The sequence below is a fragment of the Hymenobacter terrestris genome, from assembly GCF_013377905.1.
GTDB classification, from domain to species: Bacteria; Bacteroidota; Bacteroidia; order Cytophagales; family Hymenobacteraceae; genus Hymenobacter; species Hymenobacter terrestris.
In genome coordinates, this window is sequence record NZ_JABKAV010000013.1 from 1 (window position 1) to 13,176 (window position 13,176).

The 13,176-nt window shown below is 58.4% G+C and carries 12 protein-coding genes; 7 read left to right on the forward strand and 5 right to left on the reverse strand.

The genetic code is table 11. From position 1 onward, the window contains the following. Window positions 1-890, forward strand: an 890-nt coding sequence (locus tag HW556_RS06645) for a hypothetical protein (RefSeq protein ID WP_176899174.1), incomplete at its 5' end; no start/stop codon positions are given. A 109-nt stretch (window positions 891-999) separates the two neighbouring features. After that, the gene (locus tag HW556_RS06650) at window positions 1,000-1,980 is read left to right on the forward strand and encodes an acyl-ACP desaturase (protein WP_176899176.1); all 981 of its coding nucleotides are present in this window, start codon (window positions 1,000-1,002) and stop codon (window positions 1,978-1,980) included. Window positions 1,981-2,104: 124 nt separating this feature from the next. On the opposite strand, the gene HW556_RS06655 is transcribed toward HW556_RS06650, so the two are convergent. After that, on the reverse strand, window positions 2,105-2,725 hold the full coding sequence (locus HW556_RS06655) for a hypothetical protein (protein ID WP_176899178.1): 621 nt from the start codon (window positions 2,723-2,725) through the stop codon (window positions 2,105-2,107). Between the two features lie 185 nt (window positions 2,726-2,910). Then, on the reverse strand, window positions 2,911-3,192 hold the full coding sequence (locus HW556_RS06660) for a DUF427 domain-containing protein (protein WP_176899180.1): 282 nt from the start codon (window positions 3,190-3,192) through the stop codon (window positions 2,911-2,913). A 95-nt stretch (window positions 3,193-3,287) separates the two neighbouring features. Here HW556_RS06660 and HW556_RS06665 point away from each other — a divergent pair, with 95 nt between their 5' ends. The 3 genes from HW556_RS06665 (at window position 3,288) to HW556_RS06675 (ending at window position 7,427) form a co-directional block, all read left to right on the forward strand. After that, on the forward strand, window positions 3,288-4,307 hold the full coding sequence (locus tag HW556_RS06665) for a GNAT family N-acetyltransferase (protein WP_176899182.1): 1,020 nt from the start codon (window positions 3,288-3,290) through the stop codon (window positions 4,305-4,307). Window positions 4,308-4,607: 300 nt separating this feature from the next. Next, window positions 4,608-5,717, forward strand: coding sequence for a vWA domain-containing protein (locus HW556_RS06670; RefSeq protein WP_176899184.1), 1,110 nt, complete (start codon window positions 4,608-4,610; stop codon window positions 5,715-5,717). Window positions 5,718-5,864: 147 nt separating this feature from the next. Continuing rightward, entirely contained in the window at window positions 5,865-7,427 is a 1,563-nt protein-coding gene (locus HW556_RS06675; protein WP_176899185.1) for a sigma 54-interacting transcriptional regulator, read from the forward strand. Window positions 7,428-7,655: 228 nt separating this feature from the next. On the opposite strand, the gene HW556_RS06680 is transcribed toward HW556_RS06675, so the two are convergent. Together HW556_RS06680 and HW556_RS06685 are read right to left on the reverse strand one after the other, a co-directional pair. Continuing rightward, window positions 7,656-7,919 carry a hypothetical protein gene (locus tag HW556_RS06680; RefSeq protein ID WP_176899186.1) on the reverse strand — a complete coding sequence of 88 codons (264 nt, stop codon included), beginning with the start codon at window positions 7,917-7,919 and terminating at the stop codon, window positions 7,656-7,658. Between the two features lie 92 nt (window positions 7,920-8,011). Beyond that, complete coding sequence (locus HW556_RS06685) at window positions 8,012-8,473, reverse strand: peptidylprolyl isomerase (protein ID WP_176899187.1); 462 nt, start codon at window positions 8,471-8,473, stop codon at window positions 8,012-8,014. 209 nt (window positions 8,474-8,682) lie between these two features. On the opposite strand from HW556_RS06685, the gene HW556_RS06690 reads away from it, so the two are divergent. Then, window positions 8,683-9,330, forward strand: a complete 648-nt coding sequence (locus HW556_RS06690) for a fasciclin domain-containing protein (RefSeq protein ID WP_176899188.1) — start codon at window positions 8,683-8,685, stop codon at window positions 9,328-9,330. Window positions 9,331-9,705: 375 nt separating this feature from the next. Here HW556_RS06690 and HW556_RS06695 read toward each other — a convergent pair whose 3' ends face one another. Further along, window positions 9,706-11,094 (reverse strand): UDP-N-acetylmuramate--L-alanine ligase, encoded by a 1,389-nt coding sequence (locus HW556_RS06695; RefSeq protein WP_176899189.1) that lies wholly within the window; start codon window positions 11,092-11,094, stop codon window positions 9,706-9,708. A 429-nt stretch (window positions 11,095-11,523) separates the two neighbouring features. Here HW556_RS06695 and dnaB point away from each other — a divergent pair, with 429 nt between their 5' ends. Then, window positions 11,524-13,140, forward strand: a complete 1,617-nt coding sequence (gene dnaB / locus HW556_RS06700; RefSeq protein ID WP_176899191.1) for a replicative DNA helicase — start codon at window positions 11,524-11,526, stop codon at window positions 13,138-13,140. Window positions 13,141-13,176 lie beyond the last annotated feature (36 nt).

The window sequence follows — 13,176 nt, forward strand, 5'->3', positions numbered from 1 at the left end:
CCCGCCTCTGGCTGCTGGCTGACTCGACGCTGGTGAATGAGGCCACGTTGCGCCGCGCCGCGCCAATCCGGGCTGGTTACTTCCTGCACCATACGGCACCCCGCAAGCTCGGTGACCTGCTCCAGCAGTTCCCGCGCGACTACTTTGCGCTGTTGCTGCTGCTGGCCGCTACTTGCGGGCTGGTACTGCGGGCGCAACCTAGCCGGGGGCAGTTCTGGCTGGTGCAGGCTGGTTATTTGGCGTTGGTGCTAGCATTGGGCGTGGGACTGAAACTACCGCCCCGGCTGGCCCTTCCATTGCTCGATTTGTGGGTTTTCAGCAATCTGGTATTTGTATTGCGGTCTGTGGCATTGCGACCTGGGCTGGCTTTGTCGTTTCTGCTACTTGCCTTGGGGCTGGCGACTGGTCCATACATCTACAAAACACTCCATCGTCGGAGCGTGCTAATCCAGGAGCGCCAGCGCTACCGCGCCGTTCGCCAGCAGTTGCTGGCGCTGGCCCGGCAGCAGCTACCGCCCGGTGGGGGCTTAGTGGTGTCCGATGCGATGGAAGAAACTTACAAGGCCGAGTCGCCCTTCGCCGGGGGAGTAGGGCGACTGCCGCCGGAGCTGCAATGGCTGTCGGTGCGGGGCTGGCAGCTGTTGCACCCGAGCCAACCCGCGTGGCGCCGCCAACTCACCGGCACCGCCGACTTCACGACTGCCCTGCGTCGCCTTGGGTCGCGGCCGGCCGTGGCTTGGTTACTTACGCCCGCCACGGCGCAGCTTCTCAACCGCCAGCTACAGCTGCAACGGCGGTCCAGCCAGCCGGCCGCGTGGCTGGAAATACCAAGTCAGGCGCTCCTAGGGCCAACTCAGGTGTACCAAATGCGTGTAAAATTTCCGCAATAACCCCCCAATACCAAAGTATTGTCAACAAAACCGGACTTATTGCGGTCAGGTCGGGTTAAAGGTAGTATACCTTTGATACGACTTATTCATTTCCCTAGTCCCAGTCACCATGATTGCTGCCTCCGTTACCACCCGTAGTGAAGTACTCCAGAGTATGGAGGGTTTCCTGAAAGAAAATATGGACACGTTTCTCAAGAGCGTGGAAACCAGTTGGCAGCCCACCGACTTCCTGCCTGATTCGCGTCAGGATACCTTTTTCGACGAAGTGAAGCTGTTGCGCGAGCGGGCCCAGGGACTCAGCTACGACCTGCTGGCCGTGCTCATCGGCGACACCATTACCGAGGAGGCCCTGCCTAACTATGAAGCCTGGTTTCATCAGCTCGACGACCTCAACCGCGACCCCAACAACGGCTGGGCCCAGTGGATCCGGGGCTGGACGGCCGAGGAAAACCGCCACGGCGACCTGCTCAACCGTTACCTCTACCTCACGGGCCGCGTAAACATGCGCGAGTTTGAGGTCAGCACGCACTACCTCATCAACGACGGTTTCGATCTAGGCACTGCCCACGACCCCTACCGCGCCTTTGTGTACACTTCGTACCAGGAAATGGCTACCAACATTTCGCACCGCCGGGTAGGCCAACTGGCCCGTACTGCCGGCGACGACCAGCTTTCCCGACTCTGTGGCATGATTGCAGGCGACGAAAACCGTCACGCCCGCGTGTACAAAACCTTCGTCGAGAAGATTTTTGAGGTCGATCCATCCGAAATGATGCTGGCTTTCGAGGATATGATGCGCAAGAAGATTGTGATGCCGGCTCACTACATGCGCGAGATGGGTGTGGAGATGGGCAAAACCTTCGGCCACTTCACCGATGCTGCCCAGCGTCTGGGCGTGTACACCAGTCACGACTACACCGAAATTCTCGATACGCTCATCCAGGAGTGGAAAATTGAAGCCATGACTGGCCTGAACCCGGCTGCCGAAAAGGCCCGCGACTATGTAGTAGCACTGCCCAATCGCCTGCGTCGCGTGGCCGACCGGATGCCTATACCGCGCCTGGAGTACAAGTTTAAGTGGATCGACTAGTGATGCCAATGCCCCCGCAAGGGGAATGAGCACTAAATAGGCGCACTCCAAGTTGCAATAACACAAAAAGTCCCCGCCGTAACTACGGCGGGGACTTTTTGTGTATTTTCTAAAGCGTTAAACTCTAGCGGTCCATCGACTGGCCCATAACTAGCTTACCGGTGCCGTCAAGAGTATACTCTACGGTGCGGCTGCCGGTTGAGGCAGAACCATCGGCGGGCGTGATGGGGAAAGTGCGCATGAGCTTGTTACCGCTAATCTGGTAGGTGTCTTGGCCCATGTAGCCCGAGCCAGGCTCGCCGGCCGGCGTACCGGGCATCGAGATAGGAGCGTAGCCCCGCTCGGTGAACTCGAAGCCATAAAGGCCGCCATTCGCTTTCTTGTTATCGGTCATCACGTAAAGCTCAGGCTTGCCGTTGCCATTCATATCGGCCGCCATTGCACTCGTAACTGCCCCCATCACCGACGTGCGGATCGGATCGGTAGTGAGCGAAGAGCCACGGTAAGAGCGGATGCTGATGACGCGGGAGGCCTCCGAGCCGAAAGTTTTCACCTGGAAACGGTACTCACCCTGCGTTACATCCTGGCTGAAAGTAACGTCGCCCTCATCGATAGCAGGCGTGGAGGGCAAGGGGCTCGACGACGACTCGGTAGTAGCTACCTGACGCGTAGAATCGCAGGCCGACAGGGCAGAAGACGCAACACCGGCCGCCAGCAGCAAATAGGAGAGAGAAGAAATACGCATGAGTAAAAAGTTAGGGAAGATGCAAGTATGGCCCCGGCAATTGCCGGAACGGAGGGCTATCCGGGAGAGGATTTTGACCGTTTAAACGCAATGTACAAAGATTGAGTTGTATTTTTCTGATTCCTTGGGAGTCGGGCGACCCAAATTGTCTGTTTCGGCATAGGTCCGGGCAGTTCGGGACCGGTTCAGGCTTCCACCCGTACGCCTTTCCAGAAGGCCACGCGCCCTCGAATGTGGCTGGCGGCTTCCTTGGGTTCGGGGTAAAACCAAGAAGCATCCTTGTTCAGTTCGCCGTTCACCCGCAGCGAGTAGTAGCTGGCCCGGCCCTTCCAGGGGCAGCTGGTGTGGGCAATACTGTCTTCGAAATACTCCTGCTTAATGGAGTCGATGGGGAAGTAGTGGTTGTTTTCCACTACTACCGTGTCATTGCTTTCAGCAATGACTGTATTATTCCAGATAGCTTTCATATGAGTGAGAATTGAGAGCAAATAGGTAAGAAGATGGCCGCCGGAAGCTGGGCCGCAGTGCCGATATTGCTAAACGTGCATCTTTGCCGGATGTTTTGCTACTGCTGAAACCCGAGCTTCCCGCCATGTTCCGCTACGTTGGCCCCGAGAGCCTCAATCGTTCCCAATGGGATGCGCTGATTACTGATGCCCCCAACGGCCTGATCTACGCCCTGTCGTGGTACCTCGATATCGTGGCGCCGGGCTGGGCCGCGCTGGTAAAGCTCGATGCACAGGGGCGCTACGTGGCCGGGCTGCCGCTACCGGTGCAGCGCCGTTTTGGGTTTCGCTACCTCAAACAGCCGCTGTTTGCGCAGCAGCTAGGCTTGTTCAGCCGGGAGGCACCTACGCCCGACGACTGGGCCGACATCGGTACTCTGCTGCACCGCGAGTTCCGCTTTATCACCCGATACTCATTTAATACCGATAATGCGGCGCTGCTGGCCGCCCCCTTGCATAGCTTCGAAACGGCTACGTTTCACACCTATTACCTACCTCTGCATCCCACACATAGCCAGCTGGTGGCCGCCTACAAGCCCAACCGGCGTTGGCGGCTCAACCAAGCCCGCCGCCGCGGTCTGCACCTCGAACCCAGCACCGACCTCGATCAGCTGGTGCGCATATTTGATGAAAACACGGCCCCTCTTATATATGGTGTCATCGGCGAGGAATACGAATACCGCCTGCTACGGGCGCTCTATGCCCAAGCCAGCCAGAAAGGGCTTGCCCAACTGTGGCAGGCTCGCACCACGGCCGGCGAGGTAGTAGCTATGCTGATGCTCTTTGAATTCAATGGCCGTCTAACCTACATTTTCAACGCTTCCACCGAAGCGGGTAAGGCAGCAGGGGCAATTTCACTGCTCCTTGACGAGGTTTTTCGCCAGTATGCCGGCCGGCCGTTATGCTTCGACTTTGAGGCCCCCGAAGTAAGTTCGATTGCGCATTTCTACGGCAGCTTCGGCTCGGTGGAAACCCCTTTTCTGAGCATTAGTCTCAACCGCCTGCCCTGGCCCGTACGCCAGCTGAAAGCGGCTCGCACGGCGCTGGTGAGAGCTTGGCAGCAGCGGTGGGGGTAGGATAGGGGAGAGAGGATAGAAAACGTTTGTCATGCTGAGCGTAGCCGATGTATCTCTACCGCAATGTTATCCTTGCCGTTGGGTGTGCCATTTGCGGTACAGATGCTTCGGCTGCGTTCAGCATGACGGTCAGTTTTGGGGTAATCAGTATGGCTGTTCGTTTCGTAACAACGTCAGCATAAACGTTCTTTTGTCTGGTGTTGCCGCTCCTTTTAGCCACAAGAAACATTCCGCCGCCGGGCCGTGTTGAGCCTATTGCGGCTGAATTCTGATGCTGCTCCTTCTCCCTACTACTATTCTATGTCCGCAGGCTTCCGATTCCGGGATTACGTGCCCGAAGAAACGACCGACAAGGGCTTCGACTCCCTGTTCAAAATATTCATGCAGCTCGTCACCATCACCAGCGGTGATGTGGGCGAGTCGCTTTCTTGGCTCAATGAACTCGACAAGCAGTACGGCCTGACTGACGATGGTTACGGCATGGGCAACTTCATCGAGGACCTCAAGAAAAAGGGCTACATCGACGAAAATGCCCAGGAGCCGGGTTCCTTCAACATCACGGCCAAGAGCGAGCAGAAAATCCGCAAGTCGGCGCTGGAGGAAATCTTCGGCAAGCTCAAAAAATCGGGCACCGGCAACCACCGCACTCCCCACACTGGCCAGGGCGACGAGCAGAGCACCGACATGCGCGAATTTCGGTTCGGCGACTCGCTCGACCAGATTTCCATGACCGAGAGCATCCGTAACGCCCAGCTCAACCACGGCATCGGCAGCGGTGACGACTTTATGCTGACTGAGGGCGACCTGGAGGTGCGCGAGAATGAGCACAAGACCCAGACCAGCACGGTGCTCATGATTGACATCTCGCACTCGATGATTCTGTACGGCGAAGACCGCATCACGCCCGCCAAAAAGGTGGCTATGGCCCTGGCGGAGCTCGTGAAGCAGAAGTATCCCAAGGATTTTCTCGACGTGATTGTATTCGGCAATGACGCCTGGCAGATTGAGGTGAAGGAACTGCCGTATTTGCAGGTTGGCCCTTACCATACCAACACAGTGGCCGGCCTGGAGCTGGCTCTGGATCTGCTGCGCAAGCGCAAAACGAGCAACAAGCAGATTTTCATGATTACCGACGGCAAGCCTACCTGCCTCAAGGAGCCCGGCGGCTACTACAAAAACTCGTTCGGCCTCGACCGCAAAGTCATCAACAAAACCCTGAACCTGGCCGCTGCCGCCCGCCGTCTCAAAGTGCCCATCACCACCTTCATGATTGCCGACGACCCATATCTGAAGCGTTTCGTGGAGGAGTTCACCGAAGTCAACCAGGGCAAAGCCTACTACTCCAGCCTCAAAGGCCTGGGCCACCTGATTTTCGAGGACTACAAGAAAAACCGCCGCAAGAGCCTGTAAGCCTAAATGGGTGTGGAGACGCGACCCATCGCGTCTCCCCGTTGGACGACCAATTCAACGATTCCATATGACCCTTGCGCCCCCATTTAATGCCAAGACGCGAAGAAGCGTCCCTACAATTCCGTACATCCCACTACTTTTTGATATATGCCCGCTTACGATTCGCTTTCCGCTGACCAACTTCATAAGATAACCACCCTCGGGGCCCTCAAAAAATCCGGCTACCAGCCCCGCACCGTGAAAACCGAGCTGCGCGACAACCTCATCAAGAAGCTGCAAAGCGGCGAAGACGTGTTTCCCGGCATCTTCGGCTACGAAGAAACCGTGATTCCGGAGTTGCAGCGCGCTATTCTGGCTGGCCACCACATCAACCTGCTGGGTTTGCGGGGCCAGGCCAAAACCCGTATTGCCCGCCTGCTCATTGGCCTGCTCGATGAGTACGTGCCGATGGTGGAAGGCTCGGAGCTCAACGACGACCCGTTGCAGCCGCTGAGCGTGTTTGCCAAGAACCTGTTAGCCGAGCACGGCGACGAAACGCCCGTGGCGTGGCTGCCCCGTGCCGACCGTTACACCGAGAAGCTGGCCACGCCCGATGTATCGGTGGCCGACCTGATCGGCGACGCTGACCCCATCAAGGCGGCCACGCTCAAGCTGCCGTACTCCGACGAGCGCGTGATTCACTTCGGTCTGATTCCAAGAGCGCACCGGGGTATTTTCGTCATCAACGAGCTGCCTGACTTGCAGGCCCGCATCCAGGTGTCGCTGTTCAACATTCTGCAGGAAGGCGACATCCAGATTCGCGGTTTCAAGGTGCGGCTGCCGCTGGATTTGCAGTTCGTGTTTACGGCCAATCCCGAGGACTACACCAACCGCGGCTCCATCGTTACGCCCCTCAAGGACCGTATCGATGCCCAGATTATCACCCACTACCCGAAATCCATCGAAATCGGCAAGCGCATCACCCAGCAGGAGGCCCGCATCAAGCCGGCGCAGCGGGGCATGGTGACGCTGAATGACATCGTATCCGACCTCGTGGAGCAGGTGGCCATTGAGGCCCGCGGCTCCGAGTTTGTCGATGCCAAAAGCGGCGTGTCGGCCCGCCTCACCATCTCGGCTTTCGAGCAGGTGGTAGCCGGAGCCGAGCGCCGGGCGCTGGTGAACGGTGAAAAGACTACCTACGTGCGCGTTAGTGACTTTATTACGGCCGTGCCGGCCGTTACCGGCAAGGTGGAGCTGGTGTATGAAGGCGAGCAGGAGGGAGCCGGCATCGTGGCCGAGAAGCTCATGGGCAAGGCTATCCGCACGCTGTTCCTCAACTACTTCCCCGACCCCGACAAGGCCAAGAAGCTCAAAGGCCGCCCCTCACCTTACAAAACGGTGCAGGAGTGGTTCGGCAGCGGCCACACCGTGGATTTGCTCCATGACCTGAGCACGAAAGACTACCGCGCCGCCCTCGACCAGGTGCCCGGCCTGCGCGACATCGTAGCCGAATTGCACCCCAACGAGGACGCCGAGGCTACCTACTTCCTGATGGAGTTCTTGCTCCACGGCCTGAGCGAGTACAGCCTGATTTCGCGCAACCGCCTCACCGCCGGCGCCCAGTTCAAGGACTTGCTCTCGTCGATGTTCACCATGCCTTCCTTCGGGGAAGGCGACGAAGATGAGGACGACGACGAGGACGAAAAGCCCCAGCGCGGACGCCGCCGCTAGGCGCCGCTACCGTAGCCAACATCTAAAACGCCCCGCGTACCGAAAGGTGCGCGGGGCGTTTTAGATAGATGCTTCTTTGCGTCTCCTTGAACTGTTCCCGCCGCTCCTTTGGGAGTTTTGGTACCGTGAGCTAACCGGCCAAGCGGGTCGTCCAACGCCGAGACACAAACGCAAAAAGGCCCGCCGGATTACTCCGACGGGCCTTTTCGTATTCAGCAAACGCCGTACTTACAGCTTGCGCGCCTTAAGTTCCTGCTCGGCGCTTTTAAGCTGATACTCCAATGACTTGAGCTTGGCTTTCTCGGTTTCTACCAGCCGGTCCTGGTCGCTGATCTGGTTGCGTAGGTCGCTGATGCGCTGGGCCTGGGCCGCAATAACCGGGTTGCTCGAATCCATATCGGACTTAAAGGCCGCGCACCCTGAGGTGCCCAGCAGCAGGGCCGCACCCAGCACGAACGACGGAAACAAGCGGGTATTGAAAGAATTCTTCATGTGGCAAGAGATAGGGTAAGTAGCTGAAAGCACAGCCGTACCCTGGTTTACGAACCACTTACCGCTGAGTTGCAGCGGGTTGGGCAGCTGGGTTAGGCCTGCTCGCTCACCACAACCTTCTGGATTTCGTCATCGGCTTTTATCTGCTCGATGATGTCGAGGCCCTCCACCACTTTGCCGAACACCGTGTGGTTGCGGTCGAGGTGGGCGGTGTTGTCGCGCGAGTGGACGATAAAGAACTGCGAGCCGCCAGTGTTACGGCCAGCGTGGGCCATGCTCAGGGCACCGCGCTCGTGGTACTGGTGCTCGCCATTCAGCTCGCAGTCGATTTTGTAGCCAGGGCCGCCGGTACCGGGCGTGCCTTTGGCGCCGTCGCGCGAGTTGGGGCAGCCGCCCTGAATTACGAAGTTGGGAATTACACGGTGAAACTTGAGGCCGTCATAAAAGCCTTTTTCGGCCAGATCGGTGAAGTTCTTAACGGTTTTCGGCGCGTCCTGCTCGTAGAACTCAACCTTCATAACGCCCTTGCTGGTGTGGATTTCGGCAGTTTTCATGGAGTTGGCGATGGAAATGTGAAATGGAGATACTAGATGGAAAGGAAATCTTAACCGCCTTACGCCCCCGGCCGGGACGGGTTGCAGTGGCAGGCAAAGGTAGGAATTTAGTGACCAGACAAACATCCGGATTAGCGAATGGTTCGTAGCTTCGCAAGCGCCATCGGAAGGTGGCGGCAGTTCCTCTCTTTCCCTTTTTACCTCTTTTCATGCACAAGCTTCTGCGTTCCTCTACCCTGGCCCTGCTGGCCGCCGGCTCCCTCAGCTTTGGTTTGGCCAGCTGTGGCGATACCACCACCGAAAACACCGACGTAGTAGTTGACAACACCACCGCAACCACCGTCGACTCGACGACGATGATGGCCGACGACGCGCGCATGGGCAAGCCTGAGGGCGTAATGGTAGATGGCGTAGCCATGCTGCCCAGCAATACTATCGTGCAGAACGCCGTAATGGCATCCAGCGTAAGTACCCTCGTGAAGGCCGTGCAGGCCGCCGGCCTCGACGGTACGCTTAGCGGCCCCGGTCCGTTCACCGTATTCGCCCCCACTAACGCCGCCTTCGACAAGCTGCCCAACGGTGCCTTGGCTGGTCTGCTGAAGCCCGAAAGCAAAGACAAGTTGGCAGCCGTACTCACCTACCACGTCATCCCCGGCCGCCTTGTAGCCCAGGACCTGAAGGATGGCCAGGAGCTGACCACCGTGAACGGTGAGAAGCTGATGGTCATGGTGAAAGACGGCGTAGTAATGGTCGGCAACGGCAAAGACGCCCCCGCCACCGTTCAGGTAGCCGACGTTATTTCGAGCAACGGCGTAACCCACGTTATCGATGGCGTTATCCTGCCCCTGGCTAAGTAACCAGCAGGCATTCCGCTTATCCCGGATGCCAACAAAAAAGCGCCGGCCACTTGTGTGGTCGGCGCTTCTTTTTGTGTGGGTTCTGGAGTCTGTGAAGCTGTTTGGCAAATACCCAAGATCAATTAGCACGTCATGCTTCGACTACGCTCAGCATGACGTGCTTTTGATTTTCTGAGCATCTTCTGTACATGCACTACTTGCCCGATGTAGGGGCAGGGCTTGTCCCCGCCCGCCGTCAGGACAGCACCTTGAACGACTGCATAAGGCCCGGCAATGCCTCGTTCTATCGGCACGATGTAGGGGCGGGGACAAGCCTCACCCTACATCGTGCCGATAGATCTACGCCGTAACTTAGGTGAAGCTCAAAACCCGCCCCTACGACACTACCTCTTCGGCCAACGTGGCCAGATCCAGCCCGTCGAAGGTGCCTGACGACATCATCAGCAGGTTGGCATTTGTCCAGTCCTGGGCGTGCAGGAAATCGGCCAGCTCCGCGCTGTCGGTGAACACGCGCAAATCGGAACGCTGGAAAGCGGCCTGTACGGCCTCGGTCGGCAGGGCTGGCAGGCGCTTATGGGCTAGCACCTGCGGGTTGAAATACACCACGGCCACATCGGGCGCATCGAAGGTGTGGGCGTACTGGGGCAGGAAATCGGGGTTGAGCGAGCTGAAGGTGTGCAGCTCCAAGCAGGCCACCAGCCGCCGCTGCGGAAACTGTTTCTTGAACGCCGTAGCTGTCGCCTTCAGCTTGCTTGGGGCGTGAGCAAAGTCCTTGTACACTACCGAGCCTGCGCCCTCGCGCACCAGCTCCAGCCGCCGCGCCGCGCCCTTAAACGAGCCCAGCGCCTCATAAAACTCCTTGCCCTTGATGCCCAGCTGCTTGCACACTTCCTTGGCCGCCGAAATATTGCGCAGGTTGTGTTCCCCGAATATCTTCACGGGTACCTGCTCATCCTTTTTCGTCACCAGAAACGTCTGGCCGTCGCGTACCACGTTGTCGTGGGGGCCGTAGCCGATGTACTTCACATCGGGGCTGGTGGGCACGGTTACCAGTTGGGTTTGCTCGTCGTCGCGGTCATAAATCAACACCCCAGCCTTAGGTGTCATCTCGGCAAAGATCCTGAACTGCTCGCGGTAGATTTCCTCGGTCGGAAACACGTTGATATGGTCCCAGCTGATGCCCGAAATAACGCCGATGTGGTGCTGATACAGGTGAAACTTGGGCCGCCGGTCGATGGGGGAGGCCAGGTACTCGTCGCCCTCGATGATGATGATGGGCGCGTCGTCGGTGAGCTGCACCATCAGCTCGAAGCCCTCCAGCTGGGCCCCCACGGCGTAGTCGAACTTGCGGCCGTGGTAGCGCAGCACGTGCAGGATAAGCGAGGTGATGCTGGTTTTGCCATGCGAGCCGCCAATGACGATGCGCTGCTTGTCCTTCGAAGCCTCGTAAATAAACTCCGGAAACGAGTACACCCGCAGTCCCAGCTCCTGGGCCCGTAGCAGCTCGGGGTTGTCGGGCCGGGCGTGCATGCCCACAATCACGGCGTCGAGGTCGGCCGTTACCTTTTCCGGAAACCAGCCCTCAGCCTCGGGTAGCAGCCCGGCGGCGGCCAGCCGGCCTTTGGCGGGCTCAAATATTTCGTCGTCAGAGCCCGTTACGTGGGCCCCGCGCCGGTGCAGGGTCAGCGCCAGGTTGTGCATAATGCTGCCGCCGGTGGCAATCAGGTGCAGGCGGTGGAGCGAAGAGGGAGCAGCAGAAGCCATAGGTATAGAAAAGTAGGGCCCAAAGGTAGTAGTTTGGGTTTGTTGGGGAATGAGCGGGCCTTTTTCGGGCAACAAGGAGACGCTGGGCCGTTGGTCATGCTTCTGCAGGCATTGCAGGAACTAGCCTTTTCCGGCATAGGGAGATGCTGTGCCGTTCATTATGCTAAGCGCAGTCGAAGCATCTCTGCCACAATACTAAACCCGACGACTGCAACGAAGCGGTAGAGATGCTTCGACTACGCTCAGCATGACAAATGGCCCCAATCCATTGCCGCAAAGAAACCTTTGCATCCCTTCCCGGATTGTAAGGCCCAGCCGTTAGCTTTGCAGCCCTTTGGCCGAACAGCTGCGCCGCGCCGGGAAACCCGCCGCAAAAATACCCGTCGCGAAACTCGTTCGGTGTGCTTACCTTGTAGTGTATTTTTTTAGATGAACGACCGGATGGATGACCGCCTCAAGCAAGCAGGTTCGAGGGCTAAAGCGGCCTGGAACAGCCGCCCGGCCCACTTGCCGCAAGGTGGGCCAGCGGGTAAGCTGCCGCCCCAAGCGCTGGAGTTGGAGGCCGCCGTGTTGGGTGCGCTCATGCTCGAAAAGGACGCCCTGACCACCGTCATCGACATCCTCAAGCCCCAGAGCTTCTACAAAGACGGCCACCAGCGCATCTTCAAGGCCATCCTGAACTTGTTCGACAAGTCGGAGCCGATTGATATCCTCACTGTCACGCACGAGCTGCGCGAGATGGGCGAGCTGGAGGCGGCTGGCGGCACGCATTACGTGGCCCAGCTCACGTTCAAGGTCAACTCGGCGGCCAACATCGAGTATCACTCCCGCATTATCACCGAAAACGCCATCAAGCGGGAACTCATCAACATTGCCAGCACCATCCAGCGCGACGCCTTCGAGGACACCACCGACGTGTTCAATCTGCTCGACTCCACCGAGCAGGCCCTTTTTGAAGTGTCGGAGTCGAACATCCGCAAGAACTTCGACGACATGCGCAGCCTGATGGGCAAAGCCATCAAGGAGCTCGAAGAAAAGAAGGACCAGAAGGACGGCCTCACCGGCGTCCCCTCTGGCTTCTCGGCCCTGGATAGAGTTACGAGCGGATGGCAAAACTCTGACCTCGTGATTATTGCGGCTCGGCCAGGCATGGGTAAAACTGCCTTCGTGGTGTCGGCCATGCGCAATGCGGCCGTCGAGTTCAAGAAGCCGGTGGCCATTTTCTCGCTGGAAATGTCGTCGTTGCAGCTCGTGAATCGCCTGATTTCGGCCGAAGCGGAGCTGGATTCGGAGAAAATCAAAAAGGGCAACCTGGCCGACCACGAGTGGGCTCAACTCAACCACAAGATTTCCAATCTCTCGTCGGCCCCGATCTACATTGACGATACGCCCGGCCTTAGCATCCGGGAGTTGCGCACCAAGTGCCGCCGCCTCAAGGCCCACCACGATATTTCGATGATTATCATCGACTATCTGCAGCTGATGACCGGCAACACCGACGGCAAGGGCGGGGGTAACCGAGAGCAGGAAATTGCCAGCATCTCGCGGGCACTCAAGGGCATTGCCAAGGAACTGAACGTGCCCGTACTGGCCCTATCGCAGCTTTCGCGCTCGGTAGAAACCCGCGGCGGTGATAAAAAACCCCAGCTAAGTGACCTGCGTGAATCGGGTTCTATCGAGCAGGATGCCGACATGGTAATCTTCCTGTATCGGCCCGAATACTACAAAATCACGGAGGATGAGATGGGTAACCCCACCCAGGGCACGGGCGAGGTTATCATTGCCAAGCACCGGAACGGCTCGCTGGAAACCGTGCAGCTCAAATTCATCGGCAAGTTTACTAAGTTCGCCGACCTCGACGGCGGCGGCGGCTTCGATGATGGCTTCAACCCCAGCTCTTTCCCGACCAGCACCTTCGACGACGACCAGTCCGGCGGCTTTGCGCCCAACACCATCCGGCTGGGCTCGCGCATCAACAACGACTCGCCGCCGCCGGCTCAGCCCTTCCCGCGCAGTAATTTCGACGACGGCCCGCCGCCGTTCTAAAAGCCGGCCAAAACTGCTCCGACGCTTCCGGACTTC